This is a genomic window from Shewanella sp. SG44-6, from assembly GCF_014164185.1.
GTDB classification, from domain to species: domain Bacteria; phylum Pseudomonadota; class Gammaproteobacteria; order Enterobacterales; family Shewanellaceae; genus Shewanella; species Shewanella vesiculosa.
Genome location: NZ_JACJER010000060.1, coordinates 14,401 through 28,811 on the forward strand (window position 1 = coordinate 14,401; position 14,411 = coordinate 28,811).

The window sequence follows — 14,411 nt, forward strand, 5'->3', positions numbered from 1 at the left end:
AAATCCAATAATGTTAGTGGTTAACATGAAAATAAGTTGCTTTTTAAGCCTTCATTTCACGGTTGCGACGCTGTTGTCGCAAAAGAAAATAATAAGAATTTGAAATAGAGCGCATATAAACGCCCTATTCCTGAATTGCTTTTGGCTGGTGGCCTAAAAATTTAATGGAGTAATCTCAGGGGTGGTACAGTCTGGTGCTAAATAACCATTATTCAATAGGTATTGGACCTTCTTATCGAATGGTAAAGTATTCACACTTAGTACCGTTTTATCTACCCTTGATCGTGATGCCAATGCTTCAGTAAGCTCATGGACATTAACGTTACTGGAATACATTAAATGAGATTCAGTGAGAGAACGATTTTCACAAATAACGTTCTGAACTTTCCAATCCATGACAAATTGGGAATCTAGGTTCTGCTGCAAGAATGAGGCGATGTTGTTGGCCTGATATGCTTTGACGACTTCTTCAATCGATATTAAACCCTCACTGTATGGGTCTACGTTCTTAACAATAGCCTTACCATTAGGGTAAATTCGGCAATAAGTTTTACACCCTTCAATATCTTCAGACCATTCAATTAATTTGTCGTAAGGGATTAACAATTCTTCTAACTCATTTTCAAACCCCAGATCACCATTTTGGACATTGTTGAAATAAAGGGTCACGGTGATCTCATCATGCTTGCACACAGAGTCAGGGTGTTGAAAGACATGGTAGTTAGCTAAGTAATCAAAGCTTCTGATTGTGAGTGATACAGGAGAGCTTTTCATGGGGTTTGCCTGTACAACTTTCAGTTGCTCTGAGTTGTATGTAGGTAACGTAATCATAGGCACCTCTTATTGCTCTAAATCGATGCGATACAGGATTATGTTGTTTTCATCGGCAAGTCGTTGAGCTAGTGATATGTCTCGCTCAGAACATACATCAGCAGTAAATAGTAAATCACCTAAAAACAATTCAATTTGTTTTACTTTTTTTGAGCCGCATTGATTGATGCGCACTTGGATTTTACTTAAATTCATGAGTGATACTTCCTTGGTTAGGGTATTGATATTATTATGTAAATTAAAACATAAAAAGTTTGCAGTACAAGTAAGTGAGGGTGTTTTTGTTATCACTAAAATTGAGTGATTGTGAGTAACTAACAAGACTTATGAACACTGCAAAATAAAACAAAAAGAATTTAAAAAAGGATAAAAGAGTCATTCCCAACTAGAAAGCCTTAAGTGAGTAAGTCACATTAATGATCAGCGGCTTGAAGATATATTTAGACCTATCCCACGGTGGTAGCAAACTCGATATAAAGTTAATGCCTCACACATAGCAGTATTGATAATCGCATGTGGTTTGAAAAAAAAGGGTGAAAGGATAAAAGTGAAATTATAAAAAAGCTTTCTTTACGGATGCGTTTTTAATGGCTGGTGGCCATGACGGTTAATAACCACCAGCTAATTTATATAATAGGTTTGATGTTAATACATTATAAAGATGGCTTGGTAAACGTAGTGTATTCTGTCAATGCAACTGCATAATTCTTTATGGCAGTTCGTACCAAGTCATAACCAGCGCCAGTATCATTAACCAAGTATGACTTCTTGTTTTGAGTTTTTATGGCTACATACCCATTCGAAACCAAATTTTTTACCCATTCGATGACTTCTGGGCCGTTACTGAATGACGCTGTAAGCAACTTTTCCTTAGTAGCCAATACACTTTTGAGTTGTGACTGCTTTCGCTCCGCTAGCATGCTCTCAAGGGGGATTTTGCAATACTGGGCGATAATTAGGTCAATCCCCTTCATTGATAAAACTGGTTTTACTCCTACAGCTTCACAGAAAGCGATCTTAGATTTATCGTTGAACCCTTTGCCGTGAGACAGTAAATCTGTAAGTACCTTATATTTTTTCCCTATCATTGCTTCACTTAGCATTTCGGACCAAGTAGAGCGTTTCTGGGGATCGCCATTAACGGCTTGATCAATGATAGCTCTTAGCTGTGACGGTGAATGATTTTCAAATTCCATGGTATGAGTTCCTGACAAAAAATATTAAAGATTATTGAAAGAGCCACAAATAGCAGCTCGTTAATCTAGCGTTACATCATCTAGAGCATGCTATGCATGATACTGGTGCGTCGGTGATATCAATGTCGTCCACCAGCTCTTCCAGTGAAGGCTTTTTGTATTCGATAATACTAATGACCCGTCCATAATCTTTAGCGTCATTTAGCTTTGTAAGCGATGCACTTGCAATCTTACTAATATAAGGGTCATCAGATTTGGCCGCTTGTCTCTCACCTTCTGTGAGTAAAATGCGCTCGATTACCGCCGTTGTTTTACGTATTGCAAATAATGGCGTCCGGTCGTTTTGCCAGGTAAATACTCCTGAAGGAGTGGGAGGTATTTCGGAATCAAAATTATCAACTTCAATTTCATAGATGAAAACTTGGCGTTCAGTATTCAAATCTGTTCCTTGATACATTTCCTTGGTATGCAAGCGGTGCAACCACCAATGCTTTAGAGCAATCTTTATTCCTCCAAGGGTAGTTGAATAACTGATGAGCTTTTCATAAAAAACATGAGGTTTAGAGGCTATGCCGTAGCTATTAGCATAGTAATGATACTCAACAGCGGCATAGAGCTTTTTGGCTGAGCTGGCACCAAACAAGTCTACAACACTATCAGTTACCTTATTTTTGCCGCGCTTCATCATTTCAAAGCCACCAGCTGGGTTACCTAATAATTCTGGACGATAGTAGTTAACATGATTACGGGCTACGCCAAGTAATGAAGGTATTTGTTCTGGTAAGGCATTATAAATCTTTAGTGTCTCACTTGGGATATCTTCTGTAATAGCTGCACGAGTTAGATCTACTGGTGAAGTGTTCCAAGCATCAATGATTTCACTGCGTCTTGAAAAAATACAGATCTTGCAGCCGGAACGTGATTTGTTTAAATAGTAAGTTGGAATCCCTTGTAGCTCAGATAGGATAGAGTTGACATCGGACTTAGTAAGTCCTAATGCTTGCAATGGGTAGAATGAAGCGATGTGATCTACTTGCCAATCCATACCCTTTCTTTGTGTTTCATCAGCTCTTATGCCAACAGCCTGTAGGAATACTGAATCATCACCATGTCGCTCTTTTAATGCATCAAAGAAAGCTCGAATAGGCTTTACCTTGAGCGTTTGAGTGCATGAACGAGCCCTCTGACTTGGTAAGAAATTACCGTATTTCTCAACACCTTCAAGTAAACCAATTTTAGGTTTGAGCCTAAGAATTTTACTGCCTGTTATTGATTCAAAAAGCTCTAGCGCCTGTTCTGTTCCTTCAGCCTCAATACCTGTATCAGCATGAACGTAGGATATTGGCAATTTTGGAAATAATGCTCTCATCACATATGCAGTCACAAATGAGTCAATACCGCCTGACATAGGGACTATGTAAAAATTCTTCTTCCCTTCTACTTTAGGTAGACAAAATCCTGATTTCGCATATTTGTTAATGATGTTGGCTAAGCTCATGTTGTCACCTAATGTCTTGATGTATGCAATTATTACAACATACATTTTCTCCGGCACAAGGTTTTGAGGGTAATTTTTAAGTAATCACTTCGGTTTTTTAGAGTTCGTAGTTAATTAAATAAATTCAATACTATAGGTGTGGTTTTTGTGGGATTCCCACGATGGGATTTTTAAGGGTTTGTGAATCACTCACTAGAAAAAGCGTAAAGTAAAAAATAATAAGTCGAAAATAGGTTATGGATGAAGATTGCTGGTGGAATATCTGGCCACCAGTAGGTAGATAGCCAGTATTGTATTGGTAGTAATTATGATTATTTAAACCTAAAAGCTCTAGTGATTTACTCTGAAGTTCACCAGGTGTAAATATTAAAGTAATCTAAATATTAAACCTTTAAACAAACTTATATGGTCAAAATGAAATAACAAATATGATGGGATGAGACAAATAGCCGTACAAGCATGTAAGACATTCCTCCTAGCAGACAAGGCATTGATTTGTTCGTTTTCTTCAATGAATGATAAATGAAGGTTGTTTTCAGAGCTGCTTGTTTCCGTCCGTGTTTTGGCTGAAATTATTTTGTTTATTTGTTCAACTTTATAGTTGAAAATTATTCTTATTATTACTGCTAACAATAGCAAAAAAACAACTAAATCTAGAAGCGCCACATGCTTATCCATTGATTAATCCAACTTAAGTTAAAAATTAAGAATATTTTTATGATTGAAGTAGTGCCAAGTTAATACGTTTAGGCAATTACTCAAGCATTCTGTTTTTTACATTTTAATAGGTCGTGATTCCTTTGTTCATGCTCTAGGATTTATACACCATCATTATCATAGACTTCTGTTGATAAGCAATGCAGTTGTAAACTTACATTTTCTAAGCTTTATAAGCCCCCCTCTCCGCTTCTATCTCTATATCAGCGCGTATGTTGCTGATCACAGTGTCTTCATTAAATAGGCAGTGAAAAGTGAGTATGCCAACGGCAGAGGGTGTACCCCTGCCATCATGATTACGCAGCTCTTAGGTTTGTCAACATTGGGATGTTATTAGAACGTATTTTCATATCATCACTAATTACCCATACTCCTTCTGGTACTCGTTGTTCTGTGTCGGCCTCTTCTGTAAATTCCTCTTTAGAACGAACCCAGCCCAACACTCGTGATACGGTAACATTAAATCTCAACATGGCTTCTTGATTAAACTTTAAGTGACGATTTCCATTTTTATAATACTTGATATGAACTAGCTCTATCGTATCTCCAGATAGGTTGTCTCCCATTATAGAGAGCTTTCCACCCGCTTGAATGTCCTTGTAATTGTCAGTTACATACAAATTGTTATAGCCAAGTAGTTTAAGCGCAACCATCAGGTCATTAGTAAACACCCGAGCACCTTCAACTAAACCGTGCTCCCATGAATTAGAACCGAAGTTGGTCCAGCTGGTATGGATGAATCGGTAGTCTAGCAAATACTTAACGCCTTCTTGTGGCTCCCGAGTGTAACGCCAATCATCCCGATATAAGCGCTCATTAGATTTATAGTGCCTAAGAATAGCATCGGTACTAGTAAGGTCTAAAAACACATCTACTAAGCTTTGCTCAATCAATTCATTAGCCATTTCTATCGCGTAGTTAATTACATACAGAGCATTCAAATAAGTAAAATCTAATGCATTTGAGCTCAGTGTTTTAAGCAAAGAGGCTTTGTGCTTTCCAGTTAAACGACTTGATATAACGTCCAAATGTTCAAAAAGTAATGACCAGTAAACGTTGCGATATCCTAAAAGCTTTTCCTTCACCGCTTCTAGAATACTTTCATATTTAATGCCTAACTCCTTTAAAAGTTGCGGGTTTAACTGTCCGATGAGTTTATATTGCTCAAGAGTTTTTTGTAGATCTTGCTCATAACTGTTTAACAAAGCCCAAAGCACCCCTTTGGAAACCATAACTTCATGCTTTGGTGTGCCTTCAGTTTCCATTTCAGTTTTAATGCGTTGCTTCTCGGCCTGCTCACTAAAGCGTTGAGTAGTTTCTGAATATGTTTTTTTCAAACCTAATTCAGCTTCAATAAACTGTTGAAAAGGATCTGTTTGATTACGGCCTAAGGTAGGTTTGTAATGTGTTTCAAACTTTCTTATAGAATCGGGGTTCAAATCGTCAAAGCTAAATCGAACAATATGAACTTTAGCTCGAGCGCTTCTATCGGCATTAATGAAGTCAGAATGAGCAAGCACCTTCGTGTATTTAATACCACGCAATTTGATAGCCTCCTGTATAGCAGGGTCATCTTGCCATCGTTCAGGCACAATTGCATAAAGTAAGGTGAAATTTAATTGGCTTATTAATCGACTTAGCCAATCCGAAAAAACACTATAAGGAGGGTTCACGAAACAAATATTACATTGCTTAGACAAGAAGTTAATCTCATTGAAGTCTGTCCCTAATAATGTAATGCCTTTACTACGATAGGTAGATGTATGCACTGATGCTTTTTCTATAGCTAAGGGACTAATTGATATACTGCTTTTTTCAGAAAATGCAGCCTCAATTGACTTTAACACCCGTCCATCACCTGCCCCAACATCTAACACTTTTACAGGCTCAGAGTAACGAGAAGTGATATCAAAATGAACGTTGATTTGCGCTATGTCGTTAGTCACGATATCTATATGTTCTTGGGAAGAAGGATACCACTCAAAATCTTGAGTCGCTTCCTTAAGGGATTGTACCAAGGCTAGTGTTGATTGTTTCATAATGCTAAATCTCAGTTAATTCTGAATGAAGATGTATTGATTTAAACATACAAATTTTTTGGTACAAGGATTTGAGGGTATATTTTACGGATTATTTTTTTTGCGAATTAAAATTCATTAAGTATAAATTTCAGTTGCTTAGTGAGTTATTAACAAAAATCCCATGATGGGATTATTTATGATTTTATTTTACACATGCGATAGAGAATGTTTTGTTAATGATTAACTCAATAGATGCGGGATTAGTATAAAGTGAATTAACACTAAAAAAAGATTATATGTGAAGCACTCACAAATGCAGCAGATCTCCTTCGGGTCAAGGTTGTGTTAAATAAGCCAAAAAAAGTGGTCATGACTAAGTGAGACGTTTACGTATAAGATCAGGGATGAAGAAATCCAAACTGGCATATATTCAACATCATAAGCAAACAGCAAAAAATGTGAGTAAATAAAAAATATGCGAGGTAAAAAAGAGCGAGTAAATTGTGAGGCAATAATAAAAAGAGATATATAGGAAATTGAAAAGAGGCCAAGAAAGTCTCTTTCACGGCTGCGGCTTTTGATGTTAAAAAATATTGGTGTAGTCTTGAGGTAAACCAAGCATAGACTCACCAAAATTAGGATTTAACCCGCCTTCAGTGAATCCGAACATGACTATGAGGTCACCAATGATTCCCCCTAACTTTCCTGGTCGATTAGCCATGCTTGCAGTCGAGCAGTTATTATTTACCATCGCGATTTAATAAGGTACTAAGCATTCCTTTGTATCAGTTCGCTTAGGGTTTAGTCGATAATCAATTCACGAATCATACACTATTGCACTATCAAGGTAGCCTGCCGGTGGCAGCTTAGTTATTGGACTTGATATATCAAACACTGAATGGTTAACATCCTTGGTGAAATAAGATGTAATCGATGTCAGCCGCTTTAGCACTATCAAATAATGGGAGTAAGGTTAAAGGTATATCAGAGAAATCCACTGCCAAGTTCAGGATAAAATCCCATACCCCACCTTCAAAGTTATCGTTCCGCTTGAAAGATGAATTAGATTTAACCCAAAACCACTCAGGGCAATCGCTTGGTACATCATAGTCAAACAAGCAAGCCATATTGCACTCAATTATTTTTAAAGGTTTCGCTGCTAAGATTGTTGTTAACTGGTTCATGTGGGCCACTTAGTGATGATAATTATATAATCTCATTAAACCATAGGATAAGTTTGCTGCAAGTAAATGAGGGTAGTTTTTTGGCGGGTTATTAGGTTTATAACTATCTGCATTTCTAGTGAATGATACACAAATCAAAACTGCACATGTGTTAACTCACAAAGCTGGTGGACACTAAGCTGGCTAATTAATGTAGTGGACTAATAGGTGCGTCTACATGTGAACACCCTTCTCAATCAAAATCATTGTGAATAACCAACAGAATTTGAAAAAGAAAAAATAAATTATTAAAAAATTGAAATGGGATTTAAAGCATGGCAGCTCGCTTTTTGAGCTGCGGGATGGATTTGCTATACTGGCTGAGCTTGCGAAGACAGTATAGCAAATTCGTCCCTTAGCTTTAAATCTAGCAGCGAACAATTAGCTTAACTGATTGAGTTTAGTACGTTGGGAGAAAGCGGCAGCAATAGGATAAATATTTTTTTTACATTTTTTGTCAATTACAGCTAACTGAGCCTATATTCACCAAATGATTCTTTATATCTCTCCTGAAAATCGCACTCCGATTTAATTAAGTTATCTTGAATTTCTTCAAGATTATCTTCAATTATCTTCAGCGATATAAGCCCCTCAGATTTAATAGCCTTTTCAAGGGACTCATATACAGCATCACCACAAACGCCTCTATCAAGTATCCAATGACTAACCTGAATAGGGTATTTAATACGACTGCATTGCTTGTTATTGCAATGTACTACTTTGATTGAACCATCTGTATTGGATAGGACTAAGATGCCTTCTTCAGTGTACAACGATAATAAATTATTAAGGGCAGGGTGGTGATTGTTGCGCTCATAGTGTGAATGTAAATAGTTAACTAAAGTAGTGATCTGACTATTTTCGAAAAAAGGGTATAGTTCAGATAAAGCAGTACTAACAATAGACTCATCTATTTGCTGTCTTAACCTTATCGCTTCCCTTCTTAGAAGTTTAAGAAAGGTCCGGTCGTCGAGTTCAAGTGAGAGTAAATGAGTGATAGCTTGTTCCACGATATTCATAATGAAATCCAATAACGATAAAGAATAACATTAATTAAACCATGACTCAGATTTGCTGCAATAGTTTGAGGGTACTTTTTTTGAATTGATGAGCTTAGTTGATAAATTGTATTTTATTAACTTAAATCAATTGGTTGAAGGTTAACAGGTTTAAATCCCACTGTGGGATTTAACCCATTTAAGCTGCAAAGGCCTTACCATTATCGAGAATCAGTTTTTCCGTGTAGATCAATGGCTTTGAGTTGTGAACGTAAATGAACCTATCTAATTGAAATGGATTATAGGTGATTTGCTGTAAACGGTTAACTAAGTTGCTTGGCTCAAATCCCATTAATTTGCCAATTGCGAAAGCGTGAACATTTCTTGTTTTTTCTTTAACAGCTCTTAAACGTGATTTTTCTGAAATGGTAAAATCAACATCACTCAACTCGATATAATTAGCATGCCCAACGACTAGGCCTTTAAACTCACCTGACATGGCCAAAAGACTAAATTGGCTATTATTAAGATTACGATATACCTTATACTTACTGTAAATTTCAATGTCACGGTCACGAAAAGGAGTGAATGATGTTATTAACATTTAATACCCTAAACTATCCATTGGTAGATGAATGACCTTAAATGATTTTTGTAGGCCATCTGCTGTGTAGATGTGAAGTCGAGTTTCATTGTTAGGGAAGGTTGTTATTTTCCTATCTGAAGCTAAATCTGTAATTGTTATACTGTAAGGCGCTAACGAACCATCTTCGAACATCAGTTCAATACCATTTAATCCAAATGAAAAGGTTCCGGTTCTCATGATTACGTAAGTTACATTAGAAGAGGTTATTTCCTTTAGTGCATCTTTATGTAGTTCTGATAGAAACAATCTACCTTCATTCGCATTCCAAGATATGTAAATAACACCTGAATTGCATAGCTCAGATTCAAAAAAATTAGTTTCTTTTACTAATGGGCCATCATTGATCACGTTAATTAAGCAGTGGTTTGTCTTGATAGATTGGAACTGCGATAAAAATTTGTTGGCTTCTAACATAAGTTAATAACTCACTCTCATATGATTATTTCAAAATACTCATTTTCAGTTTTGTTCGAATCTGAAAACGTTGTAGTCGCAATAATGTATTTGCTACCTACAATCTTTAATAAAAGACTATCTGTTCCAAGGTCCCGCTTTTTACGAGAGTGAAATGATACTGTTTGATTGATGACGTTTCTAAAAGACGAAATCCACTTCTTTTTAGAAAACATAGATTGGATTGCATCTAAATCAGCATCACTTAACTGATGCTCACAGGCTTTGCCATGAGCATTGATTAGGATTGCGTTACCAAATGATTTACCCAATGATTTAGTTTTCATAATTAACCCTATAACGTTGATAGAGGTTAATTAGAGCATCTATTAATTTTGGTGCAAGGAAATGAAAGGTTAATATCTTGAAGTGATAAAAAATTTTGATCATAAAATTATTGTCACTGATTAACAGTAATTTTATGTTAATCAGTGACAAAATTAATATTTTTAACACGCACTTGTTATCATCAGAAGTGAAAGCAGTTTTGTACGAGAAAGCGTAAGCAATACCGAGCGAGGGTGGTTTTTACGTATCTATAAGTGTAGCTATGAATTGATTCTTTTTGATGTGAATCAAATACATAAGAAAAAATGTGAGTAATCCCACGGTGGGATTTATATTGTTATTGTCAGGGATGTAAATTTTTTATTGGATTGAGATTGAAAATAAAAAAAATGCCTGCAAAAGCAGGCAGTGGAGTTCGTTATGATCAACTTTGAGTTAATTACTTATAATAATGTAGTTATCATCCCATAAATATGGGGTAGAGCAAAGTGATTTAATTATCTTAGCTTTACTTTTCCCAGTAGCAATAAAATGACGATTAATGAAGTATAAGTGAGTGTAGCTGATGCCACAAATCCGGTTGCGCCATACTTGTCATAAAAAGGCAATCCAAACAAAACAGATACACTAGCTAAAATCATGATAATAATTTTACTTTTCATAATAACTTGACCACCTTCTAAGTAACCGCATAACTAAAAATACGGCTACAGAAATTAATAATAAAAAGATTTGGAAATTATGGTAACCCATATACAAAGCGACAAAGGATAGGTAAATGGTAAGGAAAATAAGAAGTACGAATTTAGGCTGCATAAATTTACACTTCCTTTGCAGCATAATGTAAAAGCTCACAAATATGAATAACGCACACAGTAGAATCATCAACCACTCCTTACGCTGCTATATCCTTATATAACCATTCGATATCCAGTGGTTCACAGTTTCCATAGGACTTTCTAAGCGAACCATCCGGTAAAACATCTATAAACACAACTACAGTCATTTGGAGCGAGTTGCTAGCATAAAGCAAGCTTACCGATTTACTGCAAAAGTTGGTTGATAAAGCCTTCAATGCAGCGTCTAAATCAGGAAATGGCAAGTCATTACCAGCATACTTAATTCTAATATTTGTTTTTAAAGACATCATAACCTCACCTAAATCATATCTGTATTTACTATAATATTGTCCCAGCAAAGGGGGGGGGCCAAGCTTTAAAGCCGCCATGCTTTTCAGGTTCTCGGTGCCTATTGTGTTCAACATTCCTACTTAAAGCTATTAGAGCATATCTTGACAACGCTGCAAGCAAGTGAAAAGAAAACTATTCATCTGAAAATGGATGAACACTCAGTTAAAGCTAATGGGGCCATTTAAAATTAATAATGACCCGAGACATTAATATTACGCACACAATTTAATTTCTATTTCGCCTTTTAATTGATTAATACTATTACCTAAGTGCATTGCCATGCTTTCGAAGCACCCAAATGTAACTCCCTGACCAAGGATCTGGTGAGCTACTGTTTCACTAATTCCATGGATTAAATCAACTGGTACACCTTTAATTTTACTATGCTCTTCAGCAGTAAATATTCGAGACAAACTTTCGTCTGAAGGGTGCTTCAAGAAGGTTTCAGAACTTCTACACTTTGCATAACCTCGACCAATTACACCAACCTTTGTATCTTCTGGTGTAACCATTAAACGCCCAAATCCCTTACCTGCTTTTTTGTCTGAGATTTCTTTAGCTACAAGGTAGTCAAAAGAACGCCATTTATCTGAATCTGGACCAATTGATGTGTCGATAATAGAATTCAATGGTTTGGTGCCTGCAATCGTTGTTGGGTTTAGACTGTCTATATCAAAATCAATGTCCAACCCCTTAGAAATAGCAATTAGACACATCCGGTTTCTATTCTCAATTGCACCAAAATCCATACCATTTAGTTCACGATAATGAAGTTCGTACCCTAGTTTGTTAAGTACTAACTTGATTACTGAAAAGCTAGCAGTCTTTTCATAATCGACTACATTTTCTATGATGACGATCGCAGGATTCAAATAATTTATTGCATTAAGAGCATAAAAGAAGATAGCCCCAGCTGTGTCATGATCTTCAGCAAATGTTAACTTTCCTTTAGAACGGCCAGCTTTGCTCGCCCCTAGACATGGAAGTCCAACTGAGAGCAGCTGATATTGTTCAGATTTTTCTGAAAATGTGACATCTTCAATAGCTGATTGAATAACAATTGAGTCACTGTGCCAAAGCATTGTATTATTGCGTATCGACGATTCTAAATAAGCAGGCTCTATTTCAACCGCCATTCCTAGCTTTGACTTTATACCCGCTTTTTGGAGGCCTGAATGAATAGCTCGATCGAGCACACCGCCACCGTGACAAAGTGAAGCTATCGTTATCGCTTCACCATTGATAATCTTGTTTGTAAGCGCTCTGTTTCGCTTCTCTATTTTTGCGTTCTGTTGATGTTCTTTTATGACGATTACACGGTTCTTGATTGTAATTCTTAGTAATGCACCTTCATCAAAAATATTTTCTAGTTCCTGTGAATTAATATCGATCAAGGGTAAATACGTATCACCTTTTTTTCGTCTGCTGACAATGCGATCACCGTCATCACTGAAGATGAGGTGTATAGCCTTATCTGAAAACTTACAGCTGAAGGAGTCACCTACATTTATATTCTCATTAATGAGCTTGTAGCCATTTTGAACGCCATCAAGATACACCCTTGGCAGACCTCTATTTAGTCCTAAATTTCTATTAATGATTGTTGGCATGATTTAATTTCCACTACTCGATATGTACAGTTATTAAAGCATTAAATATTTTTCGCACAAGGAAGTGAGGGGTGTTTTTGCGTATTATATTTAGTGATAGAAACGTTGGGGCGGGGTAGGGGAAATTTTACCTATATTTGTGTTAATAACTAACGAGAAAAAAGTATGTGATTGATTAATAGTGAATATACTAGTCCATGAATTAAGTTAAACTCTTACCGGTAAGATATTCATGACATTCATATAAGGGTATAACAGGTTAAATGTGTTCTGGTCACAATCAAAAATAACAGCACATAAGTAATGGCGGGGTTGTGCGTAATTTACGAACAACGGGAGGTTTAAGTGGATCGTATCTGCAACGTTGGCTATGTTGACATGTACATTTCGCTTTAAATAGCTATTGCATTTAACTAATGCGTCACATGCATAATTGTTAAAGGTGGTTGGCATACGTTCAATGCTTTCGACTATTGGGCCCTCAGTTATTCCCAATATCTCATTGCTTAAACTGAGTAATTTCTCGTTTGTATATTTTCTTGATGTAGTTAAGTTTATAGCTTTCATTCGTGTTCGCTTTAGTCTTAATGGTCTTGCTTATTTAGTATGTAAATAACTGACATTAAACATGAAATTAGTAATAAAATCGCGGTTATAAATATGAATAAATCCATGAATGTCCTTATTGCGGATGTGTTTAATTAATTGTCTCAGCTGCCAATAATCTCAATTCCTTCCTTTGAAGACCTATGCTTTCAGAACCAATCCAGACTCGATTTTTGATTTCAGCTCTAACCATTAAGTTAAACATGAAATATAACCTTAGTTGTGAGTCGAGCATGACTACCAATTTGGCAGATTTGTTAATTTTCCTCAATTTGCTATAAAGATTATTTATGATTAATTTAATATCTATTGATCCTAGTCTCTTATTGAACAAAACACGTTTGATTCGTATTTTATCGTTGAATCCAACTAAACCGAGACTGACATTGAAAAAGTAGATATCGAAGTGTTTAGTAAGCTGCCAGTGGTCATAACGATTCAAAGCATTCATTTGTGAACTAGTGAAGCATTGATGAGCTGGATCTCCGGCTTTAGCCTCGGGTTTGATTTCACCTTGGATTATCAAAATCGTTTTATTAACAATCATTTTTTAGCTCAACATCAAAAATTAGATAAACACATTTGGTTGTATCGCAAGATTTTATACCTTTAGAAAAAAAGATCAAATCAAATAAATTTATTTATTTGATCTTTAATATATAGATCTACTTTCTTTTTACAGCAAGAGCTACAAGATCTACAGCACTTGTATCTTATTGATAATAAAAAGGTATTTTTGCATTTTGTGGACAGTTTAGCCTTGCTTGTGGACACTTTAGCTTTTTTTGTGGACATATTAGCCCTGAATGTGGACCTTTTAGCCGCGAATGAGGACAGTTTTTTGTGGATAACTTCCTCAGTGATCTGAGTTTTTAAGTATTAGCTTTAAAAATAAATGCATTAATATCAGTGCCTTAATCATTTAGGCGGTGCGGTTTGTAAATAAAGCTGCTGTAGGCGATCGTTTTTTTTTGAAAAATTTTAGATAGTAAGATCTTATAATTGGACCGTTAGGTGTTTTTAGTCAAATTGATTGAAATGCTGATGTGGACAGTTTAGCCGAATTGAATGAAATGCTGGTGTGGACAGTTTAGCCGAATTGAATTGAATGCTGATGTGGACAGTTTAGCCGAA

16 protein-coding genes are annotated in these 14,411 nt (G+C 36.0%); all 16 read right to left on the minus strand.

What is annotated here, in order from left to right:
• Positions 1–153: 153 nt before the first annotated feature.
• On the minus strand, positions 154–774 hold the full coding sequence (locus tag H5185_RS12135; protein ID WP_182742212.1) for a hypothetical protein: 621 nt from the start codon (positions 772–774) through the stop codon (positions 154–156).
• 66 nt (positions 775–840) lie between these two features.
• The gene (locus H5185_RS12140; protein WP_182742213.1) at positions 841–1,026 is read right to left on the minus strand and encodes a hypothetical protein; all 186 of its coding nucleotides are present in this window, start codon (positions 1,024–1,026) and stop codon (positions 841–843) included.
• Between the two features lie 458 nt (positions 1,027–1,484).
• The gene (locus tag H5185_RS12145) at positions 1,485–2,027 is read right to left on the minus strand and encodes a hypothetical protein (protein WP_182742214.1); all 543 of its coding nucleotides are present in this window, start codon (positions 2,025–2,027) and stop codon (positions 1,485–1,487) included.
• A gap of 76 nt (positions 2,028–2,103) precedes the next feature.
• Positions 2,104–3,525, minus strand: a complete 1,422-nt coding sequence (locus H5185_RS12150; RefSeq protein ID WP_182742215.1) for a phosphoadenosine phosphosulfate reductase family protein — start codon at positions 3,523–3,525, stop codon at positions 2,104–2,106.
• A 366-nt stretch (positions 3,526–3,891) separates the two neighbouring features.
• Positions 3,892–4,203: a hypothetical protein gene (locus H5185_RS12155; RefSeq protein ID WP_182742216.1), complete on the minus strand. Its 312-nt coding sequence runs from the start codon at positions 4,201–4,203 to the stop codon at positions 3,892–3,894.
• 335 nt (positions 4,204–4,538) lie between these two features.
• Positions 4,539–6,281 carry a DUF4942 domain-containing protein gene (locus tag H5185_RS12160; RefSeq protein ID WP_182742217.1) on the minus strand — a complete coding sequence of 581 codons (1,743 nt, stop codon included), beginning with the start codon at positions 6,279–6,281 and terminating at the stop codon, positions 4,539–4,541.
• A gap of 565 nt (positions 6,282–6,846) precedes the next feature.
• Positions 6,847–6,984 carry a hypothetical protein gene (locus H5185_RS12165; RefSeq protein ID WP_182742218.1) on the minus strand — a complete coding sequence of 46 codons (138 nt, stop codon included), beginning with the start codon at positions 6,982–6,984 and terminating at the stop codon, positions 6,847–6,849.
• A 181-nt stretch (positions 6,985–7,165) separates the two neighbouring features.
• Positions 7,166–7,447 carry a hypothetical protein gene (locus H5185_RS12170; protein WP_182742219.1) on the minus strand — a complete coding sequence of 94 codons (282 nt, stop codon included), beginning with the start codon at positions 7,445–7,447 and terminating at the stop codon, positions 7,166–7,168.
• Between the two features lie 506 nt (positions 7,448–7,953).
• Positions 7,954–8,505 carry a hypothetical protein gene (locus H5185_RS12175; protein ID WP_182742220.1) on the minus strand — a complete coding sequence of 184 codons (552 nt, stop codon included), beginning with the start codon at positions 8,503–8,505 and terminating at the stop codon, positions 7,954–7,956.
• Between the two features lie 178 nt (positions 8,506–8,683).
• Positions 8,684–9,088 carry a hypothetical protein gene (locus H5185_RS12180; protein WP_182742221.1) on the minus strand — a complete coding sequence of 135 codons (405 nt, stop codon included), beginning with the start codon at positions 9,086–9,088 and terminating at the stop codon, positions 8,684–8,686.
• Positions 9,089–9,544: a hypothetical protein gene (locus H5185_RS12185; RefSeq protein WP_182742222.1), complete on the minus strand. Its 456-nt coding sequence runs from the start codon at positions 9,542–9,544 to the stop codon at positions 9,089–9,091.
• A 17-nt stretch (positions 9,545–9,561) separates the two neighbouring features.
• Positions 9,562–9,870, minus strand: coding sequence for a hypothetical protein (locus H5185_RS12190; RefSeq protein WP_182742223.1), 309 nt, complete (start codon positions 9,868–9,870; stop codon positions 9,562–9,564).
• Between the two features lie 498 nt (positions 9,871–10,368).
• On the minus strand, positions 10,369–10,533 hold the full coding sequence (locus H5185_RS12195) for a hypothetical protein (RefSeq protein ID WP_182742224.1): 165 nt from the start codon (positions 10,531–10,533) through the stop codon (positions 10,369–10,371).
• Positions 10,534–10,766: 233 nt separating this feature from the next.
• Positions 10,767–11,099, minus strand: coding sequence for a hypothetical protein (locus H5185_RS12200; protein WP_182742225.1), 333 nt, complete (start codon positions 11,097–11,099; stop codon positions 10,767–10,769).
• Positions 11,100–11,273: 174 nt separating this feature from the next.
• Entirely contained in the window at positions 11,274–12,671 is a 1,398-nt protein-coding gene (locus H5185_RS12205; protein WP_182742226.1) for a DNA cytosine methyltransferase, read from the minus strand.
• 697 nt (positions 12,672–13,368) lie between these two features.
• Positions 13,369–13,824: a hypothetical protein gene (locus H5185_RS12210; RefSeq protein ID WP_182742227.1), complete on the minus strand. Its 456-nt coding sequence runs from the start codon at positions 13,822–13,824 to the stop codon at positions 13,369–13,371.
• Positions 13,825–14,411 lie beyond the last annotated feature (587 nt).